Source organism: Actinomadura montaniterrae, assembly GCF_008923365.1.
Taxonomy (GTDB): Bacteria; Actinomycetota; Actinomycetes; order Streptosporangiales; family Streptosporangiaceae; genus Spirillospora; species Spirillospora montaniterrae.
The window spans coordinates 1-22,716 of the sequence record NZ_WBMR01000013.1; the positions used below are offsets into that span (position 1 = coordinate 1).

General features: G+C 73.9%; 23 protein-coding genes. 14 read left to right on the top strand and 9 right to left on the bottom strand.

The window, feature by feature from the left end:
* Nucleotides 1–231 precede the first annotated feature (231 nt).
* The 6 genes from F9B16_RS07115 (at nucleotide 232) to F9B16_RS52495 (ending at nucleotide 5,584) form a co-directional block, all read left to right on the top strand.
* Nucleotides 232–1,074 (top strand): helix-turn-helix domain-containing protein, encoded by an 843-nt coding sequence (locus F9B16_RS07115; RefSeq protein ID WP_151539177.1) that lies wholly within the window; start codon nucleotides 232–234, stop codon nucleotides 1,072–1,074.
* Nucleotides 1,071–1,271 (top strand): DUF397 domain-containing protein, encoded by a 201-nt coding sequence (locus tag F9B16_RS07120; protein WP_151539178.1) that lies wholly within the window; start codon nucleotides 1,071–1,073, stop codon nucleotides 1,269–1,271. The genes F9B16_RS07115 and F9B16_RS07120 overlap by 4 nt, the downstream gene beginning before the upstream one ends.
* A gap of 193 nt (nucleotides 1,272–1,464) precedes the next feature.
* Entirely contained in the window at nucleotides 1,465–2,484 is a 1,020-nt protein-coding gene (locus F9B16_RS07125) for an LLM class F420-dependent oxidoreductase (RefSeq protein WP_151539179.1), read from the top strand.
* Nucleotides 2,485–2,747: 263 nt separating this feature from the next.
* A complete protein-coding gene (locus F9B16_RS07130) occupies nucleotides 2,748–4,403 on the top strand; it encodes an acetolactate synthase large subunit (RefSeq protein WP_151539180.1) in 1,656 nt (551 codons plus the stop codon).
* 87 nt (nucleotides 4,404–4,490) lie between these two features.
* Entirely contained in the window at nucleotides 4,491–5,312 is an 822-nt protein-coding gene (locus F9B16_RS52490) for a hypothetical protein (protein ID WP_225991431.1), read from the top strand.
* A complete protein-coding gene (locus F9B16_RS52495; protein WP_264159686.1) occupies nucleotides 5,252–5,584 on the top strand; it encodes an SDR family oxidoreductase in 333 nt (110 codons plus the stop codon). The genes F9B16_RS52490 and F9B16_RS52495 overlap by 61 nt, the downstream gene beginning before the upstream one ends.
* Here F9B16_RS52495 and F9B16_RS07140 read toward each other — a convergent pair.
* On the bottom strand, nucleotides 5,547–6,791 hold the full coding sequence (locus tag F9B16_RS07140) for an MFS transporter (RefSeq protein ID WP_151539181.1): 1,245 nt from the start codon (nucleotides 6,789–6,791) through the stop codon (nucleotides 5,547–5,549). The genes F9B16_RS52495 and F9B16_RS07140 overlap by 38 nt on opposite strands.
* Nucleotides 6,792–6,881: 90 nt before the next feature.
* Between F9B16_RS07140 and F9B16_RS07145 the strand changes: the two genes are divergently transcribed.
* On the top strand, nucleotides 6,882–7,463 hold the full coding sequence (locus F9B16_RS07145; RefSeq protein ID WP_151539182.1) for a TetR/AcrR family transcriptional regulator: 582 nt from the start codon (nucleotides 6,882–6,884) through the stop codon (nucleotides 7,461–7,463).
* A gap of 60 nt (nucleotides 7,464–7,523) precedes the next feature.
* Here the strand turns inward: F9B16_RS07145 and F9B16_RS07150 are convergent, their stop codons facing one another.
* From F9B16_RS07150 to F9B16_RS07170, 5 genes are all read right to left on the bottom strand, one after another.
* Nucleotides 7,524–8,330 carry a methyltransferase domain-containing protein gene (locus F9B16_RS07150; protein WP_151539183.1) on the bottom strand — a complete coding sequence of 269 codons (807 nt, stop codon included), beginning with the start codon at nucleotides 8,328–8,330 and terminating at the stop codon, nucleotides 7,524–7,526.
* A 170-nt stretch (nucleotides 8,331–8,500) separates the two neighbouring features.
* Nucleotides 8,501–8,746: a hypothetical protein gene (locus tag F9B16_RS07155; protein ID WP_151539184.1), complete on the bottom strand. Its 246-nt coding sequence runs from the start codon at nucleotides 8,744–8,746 to the stop codon at nucleotides 8,501–8,503.
* 185 nt (nucleotides 8,747–8,931) lie between these two features.
* Nucleotides 8,932–10,908, bottom strand: a complete 1,977-nt coding sequence (locus F9B16_RS07160; RefSeq protein ID WP_151539185.1) for an FtsX-like permease family protein — start codon at nucleotides 10,906–10,908, stop codon at nucleotides 8,932–8,934.
* Entirely contained in the window at nucleotides 10,908–11,615 is a 708-nt protein-coding gene (locus F9B16_RS07165) for an ABC transporter ATP-binding protein (RefSeq protein WP_151539186.1), read from the bottom strand. Before F9B16_RS07165 ends, F9B16_RS07160 begins: the two co-directional genes overlap by 1 nt.
* Entirely contained in the window at nucleotides 11,612–11,818 is a 207-nt protein-coding gene (locus tag F9B16_RS07170; RefSeq protein ID WP_151539187.1) for a hypothetical protein, read from the bottom strand. The genes F9B16_RS07165 and F9B16_RS07170 overlap by 4 nt, the downstream gene beginning before the upstream one ends.
* 120 nt (nucleotides 11,819–11,938) lie before the next feature.
* Here F9B16_RS07170 and F9B16_RS07175 point away from each other — a divergent pair, with 120 nt between their 5' ends.
* The 4 genes from F9B16_RS07175 to F9B16_RS07190 all read left to right on the top strand — a co-directional run bounded on the left by F9B16_RS07175 (nucleotide 11,939) and on the right by F9B16_RS07190 (nucleotide 15,257).
* A complete protein-coding gene (locus F9B16_RS07175; protein WP_225991432.1) occupies nucleotides 11,939–13,183 on the top strand; it encodes a sensor histidine kinase in 1,245 nt (414 codons plus the stop codon).
* Nucleotides 13,184–13,373: 190 nt separating this feature from the next.
* A complete protein-coding gene (locus F9B16_RS07180) occupies nucleotides 13,374–14,021 on the top strand; it encodes a response regulator (protein WP_151539188.1) in 648 nt (215 codons plus the stop codon).
* 105 nt (nucleotides 14,022–14,126) lie between these two features.
* Nucleotides 14,127–14,459, top strand: coding sequence for a hypothetical protein (locus F9B16_RS07185; RefSeq protein WP_225991433.1), 333 nt, complete (start codon nucleotides 14,127–14,129; stop codon nucleotides 14,457–14,459).
* A gap of 120 nt (nucleotides 14,460–14,579) precedes the next feature.
* Entirely contained in the window at nucleotides 14,580–15,257 is a 678-nt protein-coding gene (locus F9B16_RS07190; RefSeq protein ID WP_151539189.1) for a DUF4328 domain-containing protein, read from the top strand.
* Here the strand turns inward: F9B16_RS07190 and F9B16_RS07195 are convergent.
* The 3 genes from F9B16_RS07195 to F9B16_RS07205 all read right to left on the bottom strand — a co-directional run bounded on the left by F9B16_RS07195 (nucleotide 15,254) and on the right by F9B16_RS07205 (nucleotide 19,325).
* Nucleotides 15,254–18,634, bottom strand: a complete 3,381-nt coding sequence (locus tag F9B16_RS07195; RefSeq protein WP_264159687.1) for a DNA polymerase III subunit alpha — start codon at nucleotides 18,632–18,634, stop codon at nucleotides 15,254–15,256. The two genes, F9B16_RS07190 and F9B16_RS07195, sit on opposite strands and share 4 nt — an antisense overlap.
* Nucleotide 18,635: 1 nt before the next feature.
* Entirely contained in the window at nucleotides 18,636–18,911 is a 276-nt protein-coding gene (locus F9B16_RS07200; protein WP_151539190.1) for a DUF6504 family protein, read from the bottom strand.
* Nucleotides 18,912–19,049: 138 nt separating this feature from the next.
* A complete protein-coding gene (locus tag F9B16_RS07205; RefSeq protein WP_151539191.1) occupies nucleotides 19,050–19,325 on the bottom strand; it encodes a hypothetical protein in 276 nt (91 codons plus the stop codon).
* Nucleotides 19,326–19,574: 249 nt separating this feature from the next.
* On the opposite strand from F9B16_RS07205, the gene F9B16_RS07210 reads away from it, so the two are divergent.
* The 3 genes from F9B16_RS07210 (at nucleotide 19,575) to F9B16_RS07220 (ending at nucleotide 22,711) form a co-directional block, all read left to right on the top strand.
* Nucleotides 19,575–20,276, top strand: a complete 702-nt coding sequence (locus tag F9B16_RS07210) for a TetR family transcriptional regulator (protein WP_151539192.1) — start codon at nucleotides 19,575–19,577, stop codon at nucleotides 20,274–20,276.
* A 65-nt stretch (nucleotides 20,277–20,341) separates the two neighbouring features.
* Nucleotides 20,342–21,304: a quinone oxidoreductase family protein gene (locus tag F9B16_RS07215; RefSeq protein WP_151539193.1), complete on the top strand. Its 963-nt coding sequence runs from the start codon at nucleotides 20,342–20,344 to the stop codon at nucleotides 21,302–21,304.
* A 54-nt stretch (nucleotides 21,305–21,358) separates the two neighbouring features.
* Nucleotides 21,359–22,711 carry a DUF4389 domain-containing protein gene (locus F9B16_RS07220; protein ID WP_151539194.1) on the top strand — a complete coding sequence of 451 codons (1,353 nt, stop codon included), beginning with the start codon at nucleotides 21,359–21,361 and terminating at the stop codon, nucleotides 22,709–22,711.
* Nucleotides 22,712–22,716: the final 5 nt, after the last annotated feature.

Sequence of the window (22,716 nt, forward strand, 5' to 3'; positions counted from 1 at the left end):
GCGGGCTCGCGTCGGTGGTCTCGGGCGGGGTCTTCACGAGTGCCTCCCGCGGGCCGCCTGCCCGGGCGCGCGGTCCGGTCGCCGTCACGTTCGGTCCCCGAGCAGTCACGCATTCAAGCGTCTCGTGAGATTCTCACGTACGCAAGCGGCTTCATGGAATTGCCCTGCCCTTCGTGCCGGGTTCGCCAATCGCGTTGTGGCGCGGCCCGAGAGCGGCGAGACTTCGCTCCCATGACCTACCGCCCCACCGTTCGTGGCCGCCGTCTGGCGCGGGAGCTCCGCAAGCTGCGCGAGGAGCAGGGACTCACCCTGCAGGAGGTGGCGGACCGCCTCGACTGGTCCCGGGCCACCGTCTCCCGGCTGGAGACCAGCCAGACCCGGCCGCGCCCCGGCGACATCGCCGACATCCTCGACCTGTACGGCGTTCCAAGCCCCGACCGCGACGCGCTGATCACGCTGGCCAGGCAGGCCGGGCAGCGCGGCTGGTGGACCGCCTACCAGGACGTCTTCGCGGGCAGCTACGTCGCGCTGGAGGACGAGGCGTCGCACATCCGCACCTGGGACCCGCAGCTCATCCACGGGCTGCTGCAGACCGAGGACTACTCCCGCGCCGTGATCACCGCGGGCCGGCTGCTGCCCGCGCAGGAGGACATCGAGCGCCGCATCGCGGCCCGCAAGATCCGCCAGGCGCTGCTCGACCGCGACACCGCTCCCCACCTGCAGGTCATCTTCGACGAGGCCGTGCTGCACCGGCACATCGGCGGCCCCGAGGTGATGCGCGCCCAGCTGGAGCATCTGGTCGAGGCGATGAACCGCCCAACGGTGACCGTTCAGGTACTCCCGTACACACAGGGGGGACATGCGGGCCTTGACGGACGTTTCACCATTTTGTCGTATCCGGACCCCGCAGACCCCGATATCGCCTACGTAGAGGGGACCATGGGTGACGTTTACCTTGAGAGCAGCGAGGCAATAGCAAAACATAGAGACCGCTTCGATCTGATCGAAGAGGCCGCACTGTCCCCCGAGGAATCCGCGCACCTCATAGCCGAGGCAGCAAGGAGCAGCCCGTGACCAACCTGCAGCGCGAACTCAACGGAGCCAGCTGGCGCAAGTCGTCCCACAGCGGGAGCGGCGACCAGTGCGTCGAGGTGGCCCCCCTCTCCAGCGATCTGCGCGCTGTTCGCGATTCGAAGGACCCCGGCGGACCGGCCCTCGTGCTGACGCCGGACGCCTGGCAGACCCTCCTCGACTCCATCCGGGAGGTCTGAGCACGACTCCGGAGGGCCGCGGCGCACGTCGCCGCGGCCCTCCCCCGTGCCCGCCGCCGCGCACCCACCGCCGCGCACCCGCCACCCGCCGCCGGGACGACGGCCCCGCCCTTCCCCAGAAAGTAGAACGTGTTCTAGTATCGCCCGTGCGCCGCAGACCCGGCGGCGCGCACCGCGACCGGAGGATGGCAACGTGACCGCGGACCTCAAGCTCGGCATCAACGTCGGCTACTGGCAGAGCGAACCCGAGGACCAGACCGAGACGGTGCTGGCCGCCGAGCGCTGCGGATACGACTCGGTCTTCACCGCCGAGGCCTACGGCTCCGACGCGTTCACCCCCCTCGCCTGGTACGCCGCCCGCACGTCCCGGATCAAGCTCGGCACCGCCGTCGTGCAGATGTCCGCGCGGACCCCCGCCGCCACCGCGATGCACGCGCTCACCCTCGACGCGCTGTCCGGCGGACGGATGATCCTCGGGCTCGGCGCGTCCGGCCCCCAGGTCGTCGAAGGCTGGTACGGGCAGCCGTTCCCCAAGCCGCTCGCCCGCACCCGCGAGTACCTCGACATCGTCCGGCAGGTCTGGCGCCGCGAGGAGCCCGTCACCAGCGAGGGCCCGCACTACCCGCTGCCGTACCCCGGCGGCGCGGGCCTCGGCAAGCCGCTGAAGTCGATCGTCCACCCCGTCCGGCCGGAGATCCCCGTGTACCTCGGCGCCGAGGGGCCGAAGAACGTCGCGCTGTCCACCGAGGTCGCGCAGGGCTGGCTGCCGCTGTTCGTCGACCCCGAGCAGCTCGAGCCGGTGTTCGGAGCGTCCCTCGCGAACCGCCCGGACGGCTTCGAGATCGCCGCGACCGTCACCACGATCGTCACCGACGACCTGGCCTCCGCGCTCGAGTTCGCCAAGATCCCGCTCGCCTTCTACATCGGCGGGATGGGCGCCAAGGACCGCAACTTCCACCTCGACCTCATCGGCCGGCTCGGCTTCGCCGAGCAGGCGCAGCGCGTCCAGGAGCTGTTCCTGGACGGCCGCCGCCCCGAGGCGATCAAGGCCGTCCCCGACGAGCTGGCCGACGCGATCTCGCTGCTCGGCCCGCTCGGCCGGATCAAGGAGCGGCTCCAGCTGTGGCGCGACAGCCCGGTCAGCACCGTGCTGATCGCCGGCGTGAAGGACGAGCCGACGCTGCGCGCGATCAGGGAGATGGTCGACGGCTGAGCAAGAGGTTTGTACCTTTTCGCCCAGAATTATCACGCAACGGAAAGTTCCCGCCGCCGACGCGCGGGTTCTACGTTCGTGATCAGGCCACCCCGAGTTACCGGGGCATGGGGAGGGGCGGTCCGGCGCACGCCGGGCCGCCCCTCCCCATTTCGGGGTGGGCCGCCCGTAACCGATCACACACGGCGCGATGGAATGGAGGCGGCGAACCGGGCGCTGCACCGAAGGCACCCGGAGATCACAGACTGGAGATGGGACACACGATGTCCACGCAGGAAGACGCCGCCCGGCTGCTCGTCAGGACCCTCGAGGCGGAGGGCGTCGAATACGTCTTCGGCATACCGGGCGAGGAGAACATCCACTTCGTCCACGCCCTGAACGACTCATCGATCCGCTACATCCTCGTCCGCCACGAGCAGGGCGCCGCGTTCATGGCCGAGATCTACGGCCGCCTCACCGGCAAGGCCGGCGTCGCCTCCGCCACGCTCGGCCCCGGCGCCATCAACCTGCAGCTCGGCGTCGCGGACGCCACCACCAACAGCACCCCCGTCGTCGCGATCTCCGCGCAGGTCGGCCTCGACCGCATCTACAAGGAGTCGCACCAGATCGTCGACCTGGTGTCGCTGTTCCGCCCCATCACCAAGTGGTCCGAGCTGGCCCCGACCGCCGAGGCGCTGCCGGAGATGGTCCGCAAGGCGTTCAAGACCGCGCAGACCGAACGTCCCGGCGCCGTCTACCTCGCCATCCCCGAGGACGTCGAGTCCGCGAAGGTGTCGGACGCGCTCAAGCCGCTGCCGGTCAACATCGTCCGGCCGCAGGAGCCGTCGCCGTCCCAGATCGCCCGCGCCGCCGACGTGATCGCCCTCGCCCGGCAGCCGATCGTCCTCGCCGGGCACGGCGCCACCCGCGACCGCGCGAGCGACGCGCTGATCCACTTCTCCGAGCGGCTCGGCCTGCCCGTCGCCACCACCTTCAACGGCAAGGGCGTCTTCCCCGACGACCACCGCAACGCCCTCGGCGCCGTCGGCTTCATGCGCCACGACTACGTGAACTTCGGCTTCGACGAGGCCGACGTCCTCATCGCCGTCGGCTACGAGCTCCAGGAGTTCGACCCCGTCAAAATCAACCCGAACGCCGACAAGAAGATCATCCACATCCACCAGTCGCCCGCCGAGGTCGACGACCACTACCCCGTCACCGTCGGCATCCAGGGCGACATCTCCCGCTCCCTGCGCGCCCTCGCCGACAGCGTCCACCGCCGCTGGGACGTCAACGGCACCGGCGAGAAGATCCGCCGCATGATGCGCGACGAGCTCGCCGAGGGCGCCACCGAGGACGGCTTCCCTCTCTCCCCCCGCCGCATCGTCGCCGACGTCCGCGCCGCCATGGGCCGCGCCGACATCGTCCTCGCCGACACCGGCGCGGTGAAGATGTGGATGGCCCGCATGTACCCGACGTACGAGCCGAACACCCTCCTCGTCTCCAACGGCCTGTCGTCCATGGGCTTCGCCGTCCCCGGCGCCCTCGCCGCCAAGCTCGCCCACCCCGACCGCCGGGTCCTCGCCGCGACCGGCGACGGCGCGTTCCTGATGAACTCCCAGGAACTGGAGACCGCCGTCCGCGAGAACATCCCGATCACCGTCCTGATCTGGGACGACTCCGCCTACGGCCTGATCGAGTGGAAGATGGACCTCGACATGGGCACGAGCTCCCACATCAAGTTCGGCAACCCCGACTTCGTCAAGTACGCCGAGAGCTTCGGCGCCCGCGGCTACCGCGTCGAATCCGCCGGCGAGCTGCTCCCCACCCTCCGCAAGGCCCTCGCCGAGGACGCCGTGTCCGTCATCACCGTCCCGGTGGACTACTCCCACAACCTCCAGCTAACGGACAAGCTGGGCGACCTGACCGGCCCCTTCTGACCACTCTCGAACGCGTTGATGGTCTCGAATAATCATTCGAGACCATCAACGCCCCGTGACCGTTCGATCACCGTTAGCTTGCGTTCCATGCCAACGAGCGCACACGAGCTCCCGCTGGAGATGGTCCGCAACCGGCCCGAGCTCGTCCCCACGATCCTGCGGACCGTCTTCGACCTGGACATACTCGGCGACCCCAGCATCACGTCCGAATCCTTCGCCGATCTCAACCCGGCCGAACTCCGATGCGACGCCACTGTCCTGTTCGACAATAGGGACGAACGCACCCACGGCGTCATCGTCGAGTCACAGCAGCGGTTCGACGGCGGCAAGCAGTACAGCTGGCCCGCCTACATCGCGCTGCTCCGGCTACGCCACAAGTGCGGAGCGACGCTGCTCGTCCTGTGCCCGGACGAGAACAGCGCCCGCAGATGCGCCGCCCCCATCGACATGGGACACCCGAACTGGGTGCTCGAACCCCTGACCGTCCACCCCGGCATGCTCCCCCCGATCACGGACCCCGCCGAAGCCGCCCGCATGCCCGAACTCGCCGTCCTCAGCGCCCCCGCGCACGCCGACGGCCCGCACGCAGTGGGGCCGCGGTTGGTCCATGTCGCGGCGGACTTCGCCGAGGTGGACGCGCCGGGACGGGTCGTCCGGCGGGCGGTGGAGGTGTTCGGGGCGGTCGACGTGGTGGTGGCGAACCATGCGCGCAGCGCCGAGCAGACGCTCGCGGAGGTGACGGCGGACGAGCTGGACCGGTGCTGGGCGGTGAACGCCCGGGCGAGCGCGTGCTGCTCGCCCAGGCGTTCGCGGAGGTTCACGACGACGCGCGGCCGGGCGGGCGGATCGTGCTGTTCACCTCGGGGCAGCATCTCGGGCCGATGGGGCGGGAGATCCCGTACGCGGTGAGCAAGGGCGCGATCCACCAGATGACGCTGACGCTCGCCGATGTGCTGGCCGACCGGGGCATCACGGTCAACGCGGTCAATCCGGGGCCGACGGACACCGGGTGGGCGGACGACGCGCTGACCGAGAAGGTCGTGGGGGCGTTGCCGTTTGGGCGGTGGGGGCGGCCGGGCGACGTGGCGCGGCTGGTGCGGTGGCTGGTGTCGGACGAGGGGCGGTGGATCACCGGGCAGGTGATCAACTCTGAGGGGGGTTTCCGGCGGTGGAGCCTCTGAGGAGGAGGCCGCCGGCGGCGAGCAGGGCGAGGACGATCACGGCGCCGCCGTAGATGTCGGCGGTGTCGCGCAGGCCGATGTGCGTGGTGGCGAAGCCCGCGGCGATGGCGGGGAGGCTGAAGGCGAGGTAGCTGAGGGTGTAGACGGTCGCGAAGAGGGCGGCGCGGCGGGCCGGTTCGGCGAGGGACGCGGCGATGCGGAAGGCGCCGAGGAACGCGGCGCCGAAGCCGAGGCCGGAGACCACGGTGGCGGTGAAGAACAGCGGCGTGGACGTGGTGGCGAGCGCGGTGAGGGTGAGGGCGAGGCCCGCGGCGAGGACGAGCGAGCCGCCGATCATCATGGGGCGGGGACGGCGGGCGCCGGTCGCGATGACGGCGGCGGCGCTGGCGGCCATCAGCGCGAAGACGACCAGGCCGCCGACGAGGTGGCTGCGGACGCCGAGGACGCCGGCGGCGAGCGACGGGCCGAGCGACATGTAGAGGCCGACGACGCCCCAGGTGGCGATGAGGCTCGGGACGATCAGCAGGAAGGTGCCGCGGGCGCCGCGGGGGACGCTGACCTGCGGGCGCAGCGAGGCGAGCGCGCCGGGCCGGCGGGCGGACGTCTCCGGCATGGCGAGGATGCCGGCGACGGCGAGGGCGCAGAGCGCGGCGAGCAGCCAGTAGACGAGGGTGGTCGGCGCGGGCGCGTACTGGACGAGCAGGCCGGAGCCGAGGGCGCCGGCGCCGAGGCCGATGCCGGGGGTGGCGCTGTTGACCAGGGACGCGAGGCGCTGGTCGTGCGGGGGCTGCAGGTCGACGAGGCCGGCGCTGATCGCGCCGGTGGCGGTGCCGGTCGCGAGGCCCTGCAGGATGCGGGCGGCGATGAGCCAGCCGACGCCGTCCGCGGTGACGAACAGCAGCATGGCGGCGACCTGGGCGATCAGTGCGGCGGCGAGGACGGGGCGGCGGCCGATGTGGTCGGAGAGGGCGCCGACGGTGACGAGGGCGGCGAGCAGCGCGAGCGCGTAGACGGCGAAGACGACGGTGAGGGTGGTCGCCGAGAACTTCCATTCGGCCTGGTAGACGACGTAGAGGGGGGACGGTGCGGCGGCCGCGGCCATGAAGGCGAGGAGGGTGGCGGCGAGGGTCCAGAAGGCGGCGGCGCGGGGCAGCCGGCGGGCGCGGGGGCCGGCGGCGGGTTCGGCGGCCGGGAGGGCGGTGGTCACGGCGGACTCCTAAAGCAAAAATATTGGCTTTAAGAGACCGTACCCTCCTCGCGACCCTAAAGCAAAGAATATTGCGTTAACCTGGGCGACATGAGCACCGGTACCCGTTCCGCGGCGGCGCGGCCCGGCGGGCGCAGCGCCCGCGTCCGGGACGCGGTGCACCACGCGGTCACCGAGCTGATCTGCGAGCGCGGCGCCGACCGGGTCACGATCCCGCTGGTCGCGGCGCGCGCGGGGGTCAATCCGACGACGGTCTACCGGCGCTGGGGCACCGTCCCCGCGCTGCTGGCCGAGGTGGCGGCCAAGGAGCTGGACGCCGACGCCCCTCCCCCGCCGACCGGCGACCTGCGCGCCGACCTCGCGGCGTACGCCGAGTGGGATCTCGCGCACCTGTCGCGTCCGGGCGGCATCGCGTTCTTCCGCGCGGAGGTCGCGGCGGATCTCGACGAGCGCAAGGCGGGCCTGCGCGAGTGCCTGCGGCAGGTGAACGACGCGCTGGAGGCGATCGTCGCCGCGGCGCGGGCGGCCGGCGAGGCCGACCCGCCGCCGGTCGAGGAGATCATCGACCGGGTGGTGGCGCCGCTGTACTTCCGGGTCGTCTTCTCGGTCCCGGGCACCGATCCCCGGTTCGCCCGGAGGCTGGCCGAGGAGTTCCTCGACGGGCGGTCCTGACCGGGACGCGGCCGCCCCCGGCGCCGCGTCCCGGGAACCGGGTCCGGGTCCGGGTCCGGGTCAGGCGCGGCAGATGATCTCGCCGTGCGTGACGGAGTACCAGCCGTCCTCCGCGGCGGCCCACTCCTTCCAGCCCTCGTAGACGCGCTGCAGCTCCTCGCGGGTGGCGTGGCCGCCGGCGACGGCCTTGTCCGCGACGGACGAGTCCCGCATCCGGCCGCCCCACGACTCGCTCCACCACTCGCGCTCCTCGGGGGTGGCGTAGCACCAGGCCGACGCGGACGCGGTGACGTCGGTGAACCCGGCCTGCCGCGCCCAGGAGACCAGCCGGCGTCCGGCGTGCGGCTCGCCGCCGTTGCCGCGCGCCACCCGGTAGTAGATGTCCAGCCAGGGGGCCATGGCCTCGGGTTCCGGGTACCAGATCATGGTGCCGAAGTCGGCCTCGCGGGCGGCGACGATGCCGCCGGGCTTGGCGACCCGGCGCATCTCGGCCAGCGCCCGGACGGGGTCCGCGATGTGCTGCAGGACCTGGTGTGCGTGGACGACGTCGAACGTGCCGTCGGGGAAGTCCAGGTCGTGGACGTCGGCGACGGCGAACTCGACGTTGGCCGCGCCCTTGGCCTCGACGTTCCGGCGCGCGTCGGCCAGCACGACCTCGGCGGCGTCGGTGGCGACGACGCGTCCGGGCGCGACCAGCTCGGCCATCCCGGCGGTGATCGTTCCCGGGCCGCACCCGACGTCCAGGACCGACGACCCGGGCCGCAGGTGCGGGACCAGGTAGGCGGCGGAGTTCTCGACGGTGCGCCACTGGTGCGCGCTCAGCACGTTCGCGTGGTGGCCGTGGGTGTAGGTCGCGTTCGCGGACATCGGGATCACCTCTCTGTCGGTGCCTGCACCCTACGCCGACTTCTCAAACTTTGAGAACTGAATCTCGGAATATGAGATAGCAGGACATGTGAAAGGGGGCCGGGGCGCGATGCCCCGGCCCCCTCTCGGAGCCGATCCGTCAGGCGGCCGCCGTCAGGCCGCCTTGGTCGTCATGCCGCCAGGGCGATGCGCCGGCCGGCCACGCGCCGCGCCGCGGGCACCGCCGGAACGGGCGCCGCCGGGACGGGCACCGGGGCGGGCAGCGGTTCGAGCACGGCCAGCGCCGGCGGAACCTCGGCGTAGGCGTTCAGCGTCGCGTGGGTGAGTTCGGTGAGCCACGGCTGCACGATGGTCCGCTCCGCGGGCCCGTCCAGCCGTGGGTGGGTGAGATGGAATGTGCCGGTCGCTTCGCTCACTGTCGACACCCCTTCCTTGACCCGGCGGCCCCGCGCCTGTGCGACGGCCACCGGTTGTCACATACCCCTAGGTACGTAGTCACAAGCCACTCGGTTCGGCGGCTGTTCCCAATCGCCCCAGGTTGTCCCCTAAGTCACATCCCAACCTAGAGCCCGCCTCGGACATTCTTCGAACGCTTATTCGGCTAGTCCGGCGTCGGCGCGGGGTCGGCGGTGACCGAGCGGAGGAGCGGCCGGCTCAGCGCGCTCGCGCCCGCGATCCCGCCGAACCCGACCGCCACGAACGCGGCGAGCGTCACCGCACCGGACGCGCCGAACCCGACCGCGAACGGCGCGGCGAAGAACAGCCCGGTCGCCAGCGAGCCGCCGCCCATCACCACGAGCGGGATGAGCGTCTCCTGCCGCCGCGCCCGGTCCAGCACCCGCAGCGGCGTGCCCGCGAGGCGCAGCATCGCGTAGGCCTGCCGCCGGTCCAGCACCGCCGACGCGCCGGTGATGCCCGCGCTGGTGATCGCGATGAGGAACGACACGACCAGCACGGTGAGCGCGCCCGTCCGCAGGTCGGCCAGCAGCTGGTCCCTGCCCCGCTCCTCGTCGGCCGGGGTGGTGGCGACGTGGCCGGGGACGGTCCCGGCGAGCGCCGTCCGAGCCCGGTCGACGGCGCTGGCCCCGCCCCGCACGGTGACCGTCACCACGGCGGCGTCCGCCGACGGCCCCCCGGTGGACGGCGGCCTCACCGCGACACCCGCGTCGATCCCGTCCAGCCTGCCCTTGACCTGCTCGGCGACGGCGGCGGCGCGCTCCGGCGGGACGCTCAGCTCCAGCCGGTCGGACGCCTTCGTCCCGGACGAGGCGCCGCCGAGCAGGGCGAGGAACCCGGCGACGAACCCGGTCAGCGCGACGCCCGCGACCGTCCGCCAGGCCGAGCGCGGGTCGTCGACCAGCCGGCGGCCGGCCAGCAGCCGCGCCGGGGTCCGGGCGAGGGCGACGGTGATCCGGCCGATCAGCGCGACCACCCACGGCCCGGCGAGGTTGATCGCGAGGAACGCCAGCATGAGGAACACCAGCATGATCACCAGGCCGAGCCGGCCGAGGCCGGTCAGCCCGCCGCTCGCCCCGGCGAACGCGGCCATGACCGCGGCGAGCAGCAGCACCCGGACCGCGCGCATCGCGGGCGGCGTCTCGCGGCGGGCGACGCCGAGCGGGCCGACCACGACGCGGCGCAGCCCGGCGACCGCGCTGGCGCCGACGAGGACGGGCACCGCCGCGAGCACCGCCGCGACGACGGGCAGGCCCGGCCACAGGTCGGAGGCGTACCAGCCGCCGCCCGCGATCGTGATGCGGGTGAGCGCCGGGATCGCCGCCGCGTACAGGACGGTCCCGGCGAGCGCGCCCGCCGCCGCGGTGATCACGGCCTCCGCCGTGGTGATCGCGACGACCTGCCCGGGTGTGGCGCCGACCAGCCGCAGCGCCGCGAGCCGGCGGTCGCGGCGCGCGACCGTCAGCCGGGCGGCGGCGCCGCCGAACACCAGCAGCGGCACGGCCATCAGCACCGACGCGATCGCGACGAGCGCCTGGTAAACGCCGGCGAACGCGGCGGCACCGGTGGAGTACCGGGCGATCCGGGTGGGCGCGGCGGTGTTCTCCACGCCGGCGAGGCGGTCGCGGCCGGCCGTCATCGCGGGGTCGCCGGGAGCGCGGCCGACCACGGCGACGAGCTCGTCCGGGTGGATCAGCGCGTCCCGTCCGAGGGTCCCGGCGCGGGCGGGGAAGCGGGCGGCGAGCTGGCCGGACGGCAGGTCCTTCATCAGCCGGGCGAGCGCGGGCGAGGTCCACGTCTCGCCCGGGTTCGGGAAGCGCGGCATGCCGGGCGGCGCGGGCGCGCCCGGCTTCAGCGCCGCGAGGTCCACGACGGTGATCGGCTCGCCGCGGACGTGGTCGGTCGCGAGCGCCTCGATCATCACCGGGTCCGCGCCGGCCTTCCCGGGGTGCCGCCAGGCGTCGGCGCGGGCGCGCTGCGCGAAGGCGAGGTTGGCCGTCACCGCGAACAGCAGCAGCCCCGTGGAGACGGCGACCGCGGCGAGCGCGAGCGCCGCGCCGAGCAGGTTGCGGCGGCCCCCGCCGCGCAGCAACCGCCAGGTCAGGTCCAGGGTCGTGCCCATCACGCGGCCCCGGGGACCGGCTGCTGGACGCGGCCGTCGCGGACCTGCACCGTCCGGTCGCACCAGCGCGCCACGGACGGGTCGTGCGTCACCACGACCAGCGACGCGTCGTTGTGCCGGGTCGCCTCGGTCAGCAGCCGCATCGTCTCGTGCCCGGTGGCCTGGTCGAGCGCGCCGGTCGGCTCGTCGGCGAAGACGACCGCGGGACGCGGCGCCAGCGCGCGGGCGATCGCGACCCGCTGCGCCTGCCCGCCGGACAGCTCGCCCGGCCGGCGCCTCTCCATCCCGCCGAGCCCGAGCGGGCCGAACCAGGTCCGGGCGGCCTTGACGGCGTCCCGGCGCGGCGTCCCGTTCAGCATGAGCGGGAGCGCGACGTTCTCCTCGGCGGGCAGTTCGGGGAGCAGCTGCCCGAACTGGAACACGAACCCGAACCGGGTGCGGCGCAGCGTGCTGCGGCGGCGCTCGCCGAGCGCGTCGATCCGCTGGCCGAGCAGGTGCACCTCCCCCGCGTCCGGGCGCATGATCCCGGCGAGGCAGTGCAGCAGGGTGGACTTTCCGGAACCGCTGGGTCCCATGATCGCGACGGTCTCGGTGCGGCCGACGGCGAGGTCCACGCCGTCGAGCGCGACGGCGGCGCCGAACCGCTTGGCCAGGCCGCGGCCCGTCAGGACCGGTTCCGGTCCGGCGGAGGGAGACGGCCCGCTCACGCCGCGGCCCTCCGCCGCTCCCCGGCGGACCGCAGCTCGACGACCTCGCCGGACGCCGGATCCGACCCGGCAGCGGGGTCCGACGGGCCTCGGGAGCGCCGGTCCCGGATCGACTCGGCGATCTCCCGGGCGGGCATCACCAGCCCGCCGTAGATCACGAAGACGGCGAACAGGACGAGGAGGGGCGTGTAGATCAGTTCCATGCCCCCAGCGTGCGCGCGGCGGGCCCGCGCGCACATCGGGCACAGGTCCGGTCCGCGGTGCCCGGCCCTCGGCCGAACGGCCGATCCGGGAGTCCGCTCAGGGTCGTAACCTGCGTAATCGTGAGCGATACGGGAACGGGGCTGGACCGCGTCCACTCGGTGGGCGGATGCCTCATGCGCGTCGCGTACGGCGGTTTCGCCGCGCTGTACCTGCTGGCCGGGCTGATCGCCGTCCACCACGAGCTGCCGCAGGTGTGGCTGATCGGGTTCGCCGCCGCCGCGAACGCCGCGGCGCTCGCGCCCGCCCGCTGGCAGCTCCGCGCGGCGGTGGCCGCCGGGGCGCTGTCCCTGCTCGGCACCGCCTACGTCAGCGCCGCCGTCGAGCTGCACCAGAGCAACCCCGGCGTGTTCGCCGAGATCGGCGGGCTGCTCATCGTCATCGCCCGGACGGTCTGGAAGGCGCCCCGGGACCGGCTCGTGCCGCTGGCGGTGCTGCTCGGCGCGGCGGTGCTGGCCGTCCCGCTGCGCTGGTCGCCGGTGGCCGCGCTGGTGTTCACCGCGCCGCTCGGCATCACGGTCGCGGTCGCGCTCGGCGTCGGGCTGTACCTGCGCGCGGTCGACGCCCGCCGGGCCCGGTCCCTCGCGGCGGCGCGCCGCGACGAGCGCCTGGAGCTGGCCCGCGACCTGCACGACTTCGTCGCCCACCACGTGACCGGCATCGTCGTCCAGGCGCAGGCGGCGCGGTTCGCGGCGCAGAGCGGCGCCGTGCAGTCGCCCGGGCAGCTCGACACCATGTTCGCCGGGATCGAGAAGGCGGGCACCGAGGCGCTGACGTCGATGCGGCAGATGGTCGGGCTGCTGCGGGACGCGCAGCACACCGGCGCCGCCGACGGCGAGGCGTTCGGCGCGGCGGGCACGACCGGCGGGACGGCGGGCGGGGCGGCCGGTGAGGCCGCGACCCGCCCCGTCGGCGACCTGACCCGGCTGCGCGACCTGGTCGCCGGGTTCACCGACCCGCCCGCCACCCTCACGCTCGCACCCGACCTCGGCCCGCTGCCGCCCGAGGTCGCCGCCTCGGTGCACCGGGTGGTGCAGGAGTCGCTGACCAACGTCCGCAAGCACGCCGCGGACGCCGCGTCCGTCCGGGTCGCGGTCGAGCGGGCGGCCGGCGGGTCGGTCGAGGTCAGCGTCCGCGACGACGGCCAGGGCCGGGGCAGGCGGCTACCGTCCTCGGGCTTCGGCCTCGCCGGGCTGACCGAGCGGGTCGACGCCCTCGGCGGCCGCCTCCGCGCCGGCCCCCGCCCCGAAGGCGGCTGGGAGGTCGTGGCCGTGTTTGATTGCAGTGGCCTTGGCGTCAGGCGCTAGAGCGCCTTCCTACGGCGGCCACTGCGTGCGATCACAGCATCGCTCCGGCTCGGCCCTGGGGGCCTCGCTGCGCGATCGGATTCTCGCAAGCTCGAATCCGGCTTCGCACGCGATCGCGACGGCCGGGTCGGCCGGGGGCCGGGGAACGACCGATGACTCGTCCGCTCCGAGGGCGATGCAAAATATGCTCATGACCATCCGGGTGCTGATCGCCGATGACCAGGAGATGGTCCGGACCGGGTTCCGGATGATCGTCGACTCGCAGCCCGACATGGAGGTGGTCGGGGAGGCGGCCGACGGCGCGGAGGCGGTGGCGGCGGCCCGGCGGCTCCGTCCGGACGTGTGCCTGTTCGACATCCGGATGCCGAAGATGGACGGGCTGGAGGCGACGCGGCTCGTCGCGGGCCCGGACGTGGCGGACCCGCCGCGGGTGGTGATCGTCACGACGTTCGACATGGACGAGTACGTGTACGGGGCGCTGCGCGGCGGCGCGGTCGGGTTCCTGCTGAAGGACAGCGGTCCGGCGCTGCTGGTCGAGGCGGTGCGGGCGGCGGCGAACGGGGAGGCGCTGGTGTCGCCGTCGATCACCGTCCGGTTGCTGGAGCATCTGGCGCGCCCGCCCGCCGCGCCCGCGCCGCCCCGCGAGCAGCTGACGGACCGGGAGCTGGACGTGGTCCGGCTCGTCGCGCGGGGCCGCACGAACGAGGAGATCGCCGGGGAGCTGTTCGTGTCGCTGTCCACGGTGAAGACGCACCTCGGCAGCGTGCAGCGCAAGCTCGGGGCGCGGAACCGGGTCGAGGTCGCGGCGTGGGCGTGGGAGTCTGGCCTGATGGCCTAGCCGCGCCCGGACGGGATGGACCGGGCGGGGCACGGCGCCGCGGGGCGCGCATCGGAGGAGCACGGGGGAAGGGCACTGGCACCGGAGTCGATCGACGGCATCCCCGTGACCGTGGTGGTCGTCTGGGTCCTGGGAGCCGCCGGGTGGGGGGTGGTCCTCGCGGGGCTGCGCCGCGGGCTGCGCGGCCGGGACCGGGGGCCGGCGCTGTTCGCGCACACCGCCACCCCGGCGGGCGTCGTCCTGATGTTCGCGGTGCTCGGATACGGGTCGCTGTACGCGACGATCGCGCTGGCCGCGGAGTGGTGGTCGCTGGCGGCGGTGACGGGGTTCCGGCCCGCCCGGCTGGTGGCCGGTGGCGGCCTGCGGCGGCTGGCCGCGTGGCTGCTGCTGACCGCCGCCGTGACGTATGTGGCGGGACGCCTCGTCCTCGGCCGGTAGCGGCGGGCCCCGCCTGAAGATCCCCTGGAAGACCGTGAACCCTTCGGGGGCCAACCCGGTCAAACCTACGTAGTATCCGAAGCAGCGAACGGTAAAAAAGGGGCCCTCGGAGGTGAAACCATGCCGTGTGCGCTATGCGGCGACATCATCCCGTCCGAGGTCGCCCGGTGCCCGGCATGCGGGGCCTGGGCGCGGCGCCGCGACTTCCGCGCCGTCGGGGTGGCGGTGTTCATGCTGCTGGGCTTCGACGCGTTCGTCTCGCTCGGGTCGGGGATCAGCCTGCTGCGGATGGCGCGTCCGCTGCACGACGCGACCCACGACACCTATGACGCGTCCGTGACGGACAAGGCCCTCGCGCCGTACCAGGACGTGTTCCTGATCGGCGCGATCATGGCGACGGTCACCGGGATGCTGTACCTGGCGTGGCTGTGGCGCGCGTACGGGCAGTCGCCGGGGCCGCACCGCCACCACCGCGCGTGGGTGCTGCTCGGCTGGTTCTGCCCGGTGGTGAACCTGTGGCTGCCGCCGCGCATGGTGTACGAGGTGTGGGTCAACAGCGGCCGGTACCGGACGGCGGAACGGCAGGCGGCGGGCCTCGTCGTGGCCGGCTGGTGGGGGTGCGCGCTGGTCGGCCTGCTGCTCGCCCGGATGTTCGGCCACGGCAGCGTCGACACCCTCGCCGACGCCCGCTTCGACGTGCACGTGGGCGTTGCCGCGTCCGCGTTCCAGGCGCTCGCGGCCGCGCTGTGCATGGCCACCGTCTTCCAGATCACCCGCCTCCAGGTGGGGCGCGACTAGTTCGGGGACGGTCCGGACGATCCTCCGCTGGTGTGCCAGAGCGGCGCGCGCGGGGGCCGTTTGACGGCGGGTCCGGCGTGGCCGATGTCGGAATACGGGGACATCGCGAAACCGGTCGGCTGGACGACGCGGCGCCCGACCGGCCGGGCCTGCGGTCCGCGCCGGGCCATCGCGGTGCGGACGGCGTCCATGCCGCCGTGCCGCCATTCCTCGTAGAGGGTGTTCAGGTCCCAGCAGGCGGTCGCGGTGATGGAGACGGCGCGGGCCCCGGCGTGCCGGACGCGGCCCCGGACGACCAGCAGCCACGAGCCGAACACGGTCGCGGCGCAGCGCTCCTGCACCGACTCGAAGAACGCCAGGTCGACGGGGCCGGTGGAGTCGTCGAGCGTGGCGAAGATGACGCGCTGCCCGGACCGCACCGCCGGGGTCTGCGTCGCGACCTTCACCCCCGCGACCAGCACGTCGGATCCGGTGGGACGGCCCGGCAGGGCGGCGGCGCGGACGATCCCGAGGGCGTCGAGGAGCCCGTCGTAGAAGCCGAGGACGTGTCGGCTGACGTCCATGCCGAGGACGTCCAGCTCGGCCTCGACGATCTCGGCGGGCGTCATCGGCGGCAGCTCGCCGAGCGGGACGGGTTCGGCGAGGCCGACCTCGACGCCGGACAGGTCGCCGTCGCCGTCCTCGTGGCCGAGCGGCAGCTGCCCCTCGACCACGGCGGGACCGGGGCGGCGGGCGGTGACGCGGTCGAGGGCGCCGACGCGGCAGAGCAGGTCGCGGCGCGGCACCGGCGCGCCGCCGGGACCGCCCGGGTACAGCGCGTCGAACGCCCCGGCGAGGACGAGCCGCTCGGCGGTCGGCCGCGAGACGCGGGCGCGGCGCCAGAAGTCGGTCAGCGACGCGTACGGCCGGGCGCCGACGATCGCGCCGACCTCGGCGTCGCTGATGCCCCTGACCTCGTTCAGCGCGACGCGGATCCCGGTGGGGCCGCCCTCGGAGACGGGTTCGGCGTGCCAGTCCGGCGCGGACCGGTTGACGTCCAGCGGCAGGATCGGGACGCCGAAGTGCCGCGCGTCGTCCAGGATGACCCGCTTGGGGTACATGCCGGGGTCGTGGGTGAGGACGCCGGCGTAGAACGCGGCGGTGTGGTGCCGTTTCAGCCAGGCGGACTGGTAGGTCGGCAGCGCGAACGACGCGGCGTGCGCCTTGCAGAACCCGAACGCGCCGAACGCGGTGAGCGTCCGCCAGACGCGTTCGACGGTCGGCTCGTCGTAGCCGCGCGCGAGGGCCTTCTCGCGGAACCAGGCGCCGATGACGGCCTGGCCGCGCTCGTGGTTCAGGCTGCGCCGCGCCGCCTCCGCCGTCGACAGGCCGCAGCCGGTCATGACGTCGAGGACGCGCAGCACCTGCTCGTGGAACACGACGACGCCGAGGCTCTCGCGCAGCACCGGTTCGAGGTCGGGATGCGGGTAGCCGGGTTCGCGGATGCCGGCGCGGGCGTCCAGGAACGGCGACACCATGTCGGAGTTGACCGGCCCGGGGCGGAACAGGGAGATGTCGATGACGAGGTCGTCGAGGTCCCACGGCTGGAGCCGGCCGATCAGCTCGCGCTGGCCGGGCGACTCGATCTGGAAGCAGCCGAGCGTGCGGGACGTGCGGATCAGCGCGTAGGTGTCGGGGTCGTCGCGCGGGACGGCCTCCAGGTCGATCTCCTCCCCGGTGGTCCGGGCGACCTCGGCGACCGCGTGCGCCATCGCGGACTGCATCCGCACGCCGATGACGTCGAGTTTCAGCAGGCCCATCGCCTCGACGTCGTCCTTGTCGAACTGGCTCATCGGGAACCCGAGCGCGCTCTGCTCGACCGGCACGCGGTCACGGAGCGTCGCGTTGGACAGCAGCACGCCGCACGGGTGCATCGCGATGTGCCGGGGCAGGCCGTCGAGGCGCTCGGCGATGCGGAACAGCACGTCCAGACGGCCCTGCGACAGGTTGCTCTGCCGCAGTTCCGGCAGGTCCCGCAGCGCGGCGCCGATCTGGCTCGCGCGGATGTGCGGGAACGCCTTGGCGATCGCGTCGATCTCCTGCGGCGGCAGCCCGACGGCGTTGCCGACGTCGCGGATCGCGCTGCGCGCCCGGTAGGTCTCCATCATCGACACGCACGCGGTGCCGTCGGCGCCGTACCGGTCGAACAGCGCCTCGTACGCCTCCAGCCGCCGCGCCGACTCGACGTCGAGGTCGATGTCGGGCAGGCCCTCGCGGCTGTCGGCGAGGAACCGCTCCATGACGAGGTCGTGCCGGAGCGGGTCGAGGTCGCCGATGCCGAGCAGGTAGTTGACCAGGCTGCCCGCACCGGAGCCGCGGATCGCGCAGCGGATGCCGCGCGACCGGATCAGCGCGGCGGCGTCGGCGACCGTGAGGAAGTACGAGGCGAGCCCCTTGCGGGCGATCACGCCCAGCTCGTCGGCGAGCCGCGCCTCCGCGCGCCGCGACCCGGCGAGCCCGCGCCGGGCCATCCCCTCCGCACAGCGGGCGGTGAGCCGCGCGTGCGGATCACCGGTCACCTCGGGCAGGTGCACCGCGTCCATCCGCAGGTCGCGGCCCGGATCGAGGACGCACCGCTCCGACAGGCGCCGGGTCTCGGCGAGCAGCGCCTCGGCCTCGTCCGGGCCGCAGGCCAGCTCCGCGACGCGCCGCATCTGCGGCACCGACTTCAGGTAGGCGTGCCCGGTGCGGTCGTCGAGGTGCCGGCGGTCCAGCGGGACGAGCCGCCGCGTCACGTCCAGCACCTGCGCCACCGGATGATCGGCCGGCTCCAGGTACCGGACGGCGTTGCCGAGCACCGCGGGCACCCCGGACTCCCGGGCGAGCGCGAGCATCCGCGCCGCCCGGTGCCCGTCGCCCACGTCGTGGTGGTCCACGATCTCGATCACCGTCTCGGCGGTCTCCCGCCACCGCGCCAGCAGCCGGGCCGCCAGGTCGGGACGGCGCGCCGCGACGGCCCGTCCCACGTCGGAGGCGGGGCCGAGCAGGACCACGAGCCCCTCGGCATGGGCACCGACCATCTCCCGCGTCGTCACCGGACGCCCCCGCTCGCCCGCCGCGTGCGCCGCGGTGACGAGCCGGCACAGCGACCGCCACCCGGCGCGCCCCTCCGCCAGCACCACGACCCGCTCCCCGCCGGCGAAGCCGAGGTCGGCGCCCACGACCGCGCCGATCCCCGCGGCGTCGCACGCCCGGACGTGCCGGACCGCGCCGTACAGGCCGTCCCGGTCGGTCAGCGCGAGCGTCTCCAGGCCGAGGTCGGCCGCGCGCGCGGCCAGCGCGGCGGGCGGCGCCACGCCGTACCGGAGCGAATACGCCGAAGCGACGTGAAGGTGCACGTCAATCCCATACCCGGGATAGCAGCCAGCTGTCGGAGACCGCGTCGTAGCGCAGCTCGTAGACCCCGATCTCCCGGTCCGGGGTCGCCTCGACCCGCCAGAACTCCCGCTCGCCGGTGGCCTCGCCGTCGGGATGCTGCTCCCGCCACCAGTCGCGGGTCGTGACCCAGTGCTCCAGCACCCGCCGGACGCGGTAGAGCCGGCCACGCCAGACGAACCGGACCGGACGCCCGTCGCTCGTCCAGACGTCCACCGGGTCGCCGAACACGCGTGTCATCTGCCTCCCCCTCGTGCTCGCCGCACGGGGGAAGGAGCATGCGGCCGTTCGAACATACGTTCGCGGCCGAGTCTAGAGACCCCGCCGACCGACAAGCAAGGCGGGGTCCGGCGAGCCCGGCGCCCCAGAGGGAGGCGGTCAGAACAGGAGGCGGATGCGGTCGGCCACGTCCGGGGCGGTGGCGACGTCGGCCATGCCGCCGCCAGGCCAGAGGTAGGACCAGCCGGCGCCGACCGGGGTGGCGACGACCATGAGCGGCCGGTCCGCGCCCGGCCCGTGGACGCTCAGCACGCTCTCGCTGGGCCCGGCGAGCCGGCAGGACAGGCCGCGCGCCCGGAGCTCGTCCGCCAGTACCGCCAGGTGCCGGCGACGCACCTCGGCGATCTCTCGTCCATCGACTACAGACACCCGCATCAGCCGCCTCAGCATGGACCGGGCCGTCCGCCGGCGACCATGGGCGATCGGACGGCGACGGTTGGTGACCGGCTCTCAGGATGACCCGAACCGGCGGGCCGCGCAGCGGAAACGCCGAGAGTGGGACGCGGGTTTTCCGGGCGCCGCCTTCCGCGGAACGGAACCCGGTTCGGAACCGGAGGGAGCGTCCGTGATAGAAGCCTCTCTGAGACGGGCGTCCGGCGCCCGGCCCGGAGAAGGAGTCAGCCGATGACCGCCGTCCCCGCCGGCGACGAACCGGACGCGCCGGAAGGCGATCCGCCGGAGCGCGAGGACGCCTCGCATCGCGCCGGGCACGAGCTCGCCGGGCTGCGCGAGCGCAAGAAGCAGCGGACCAGGCTCGCGCTGATCGACGCGGCGCTCGAGCTGTTCCTCGCGCAGGGCTACGAGGCCACGACGATCGACGAGATCGTGGCGGCGGTGGAGGTGTCGCAGCGCACGTTCTTCCGCTACTTCGCCACCAAGGAGGACGTCGTCACGAGCTTCCTCGCCGAGCACGACCAGGTGCTGGAGGACGCGCTGGCGGCGCGGCCGCCGGAGGAGCGCCCGTTCACGGCGCTGTTCGAGTCGCTGCGGGTGGTGCTGCGCACCATCGCGGGGAGCGATCCGGCCGACAGCGAGCGGTTCCGCCGGGTGCGGCAGGTGATCGAGGCGACGCCGACGCTGATCTCGGCGCAGATGGCGCGGTACAAGGCCGCGGAGAGCAAGCTCGCCGACGAGATCGCGCGGCGGGAGGGCGTCGACCCGCTCGCCGACCTGCGGCCCCGGATCGTCGTGGCGTTCTACTCGTCGGCGACGCGCGTCGCGTTCGAGGACTGCGCGCGGCAGGACATCTGGGACCCCGAGACGGTCGCGGCCCGGGTCGAGGAGGCGGTGGCGCTCGTCGAACGCACGATGCGCGACTGGGTCTGACGGAATAGCCCGCGCGGGCACCAGGTTCGCCGTTGTCGTAGGTTCCCCGAACGGCAGGAGTGGAAATGCGCGCGATCGTCGTCTCCGAGAGCGGCGGCCCCGAGGTGCTGGTGCCCGGCGAGCGTCCCGACCCGGTGCCCGGGCCCGGTGAGGTGCTCGTCGACGTGGCGGCGAGCGGCGTCAACTTCATCGACGTGTACTACCGGACGGGCACCTACGCGGAGCCGCTGCCGTACGTGCCGGGCGTGGAGGGCGCGGGGACGGTCGCGGCGGTCGGCGAGGGCGTCGGCGACGTCGCGGTGGGCGACCGGGTGGCCTGGTCGAACGTGCAGGGCTCGTACGCGGAGAAGGCCGTCGTCCCGGCCGACAAGCTCGTGCCGGTTCCGGACGCCGTCGGCCTGGACGACGCGGCCGCCGCGCTGCTGCAGGGCATGACGGCGCACTACCTGACGCGTTCGGTGCACGAGGTGAAGCCCGGCGACACGGTGCTGGTACACGCGGCGGCGGGCGGGATGGGCCTGCTCCTCACCCAGGTCTCCAAGGCGGCGGGCGCGCGCGTCATCGGGACCGCGTCGACGCCCGAGAAGAAGCGGACGGCGCGGGAGGCGGGCGCCGACGAGGTGCTCGACTACGACGGCTTCGCCGACCGGGTGCGGGAGCTGACCGGCGGCGAGGGCGTCGCGGTGGTGTACGACGGCGTCGGCGCGCCGACGTTCGACGGCAGCCTGGCGAGCCTGCGGCGGCGCGGCGTCCTCGCGCTGTACGGCGCGGCGGGCGGGAAGGTGCCGCCGTTCGACCCGCAGCGGCTGAACGCGGCCGGGTCCCTGTTCCTGACGCGGCCGACGCTGGCGCACTACACCGCGACCCGCGAGGAGCTGCTGGAACGCGCCGCCGACGTGTACGGGTGGATCGCGTCCGGCACGCTGGAGCTGCACATCGGGAAGCGGTACGGCCTCGCCGACGCGGCCGCCGCGCACGCCGACCTGGAGGCGCGCCGCACCACCGGGAAGCTGCTCCTCGTCCCCTGACGATCGTCCCCTAATGATGATCAGCACGGCGCCGGCTCCCCTAACCTTGCCTCCATGACGACTCAGACCGCCGACCCCCTCGATCAGGACGAGCCCCGCGTTCTCGGGCCCTACCGCCTGCTCGGCCGGCTCGGCCGCGGCGGCATGGGCACCGTGTACCTGGCCGCCGAGCCGGACGGGCGCCGGGTCGCGGTGAAGGTCGTCAACCGCGAGCTGGCCGGGGAGCCGGCGTTCCTCGCCCGGTTCCGCCGCGAGGTCACCGCCGCGCGCCGCGTCCACCGGTTCTGCACCGCGCCGGTGCTGGACGCCGAGCTCGACCAGGACCCGCCGTACGTCGTCACCGAGTACATCGACGGCCCGAGCCTGGAGACGGCCGTCCGGGAGCGGGGTCCGCTGCCCGGCTCCGACCTGGAGGGCCTGGCGGTCGGGGTCGCGACGGCGCTCGCCGCCATCCACGGCGCCGGGATCGTCCACCGCGACCTCAAGCCCGCCAACGTCCTGCTGTCGTCCACCGGGCCTCGCGTCATCGACTTCGGCATCGCCCGCGCCCTCGACGCCCCCGACGGCCCGACCCGCACCGGACAGTTCGTCGGCACCCCGTCGTACATCGCGCCCGAGGTGCTGCACGGCGGGCCGGTCGAGCAGGCGTCGGACGTGTTCGCCTGGGGCTGCGTCATCGCCTACGCCGGGACGGGCCGCCCGCCGTTCCAGGGCGCGTCGGTCGCGGACACGTTCCGGCGGATCGGCGCCGAGGAGCCGGTGCTCGACGGCCTCGACCCGCGGCTCCGCGCGATCGTCGCGACCGCGCTCGCCAAGGACCCGCGCCGCCGGCCGACCGCCGAGCGGCTCCTCGCCCGGCTCGTCGGGCAGGAGGAGGCGGATCCGGCGCGGACCGCGGAGACGGTCTCGGCGACCTGGCGGCGTCCGGACGGCGCCGCGCCCGTCCCGCCGCCGGAACCGGCCCCGACGCCGGAGCCGTCGCCGTCGCCGGAGCCCGTTCCCGCGCCGGTCGCGGACGTCCCGGAGCCGCGTCCCGCCGAACCGCGCGCCGCCGTCCCGTCACCGGTGGAGGCCACCGCGTCCCCTGGTCCGGACGAGGAGACCGTCGTGGTCGACCTGCCGTTCCCGGGAGCGTGGCGGGGGCCGCGGCGCTGGCTCACCCTGCTGCGCGGGCTGCTGGTGATCCCGCACCTGCTGGTGATGCTGCTCATGTACGCCGTGCTGGTGCTCGTCATGCTGGTGAGCTGGCTGGTCATCCCGTTCACCGGCCGCTACCCGCGCGCGCTCTACGGCCTGGTCGTCGGCTGCCAGCGCTGGTCGAGCCGCGTCGTGGCGTACGCGTTCGGCCTCACCGGCGAGAAGATGCCGCCGTTCCGCACCCTGCCCCGCGCACGCCGACCCCGCTGAGCCCG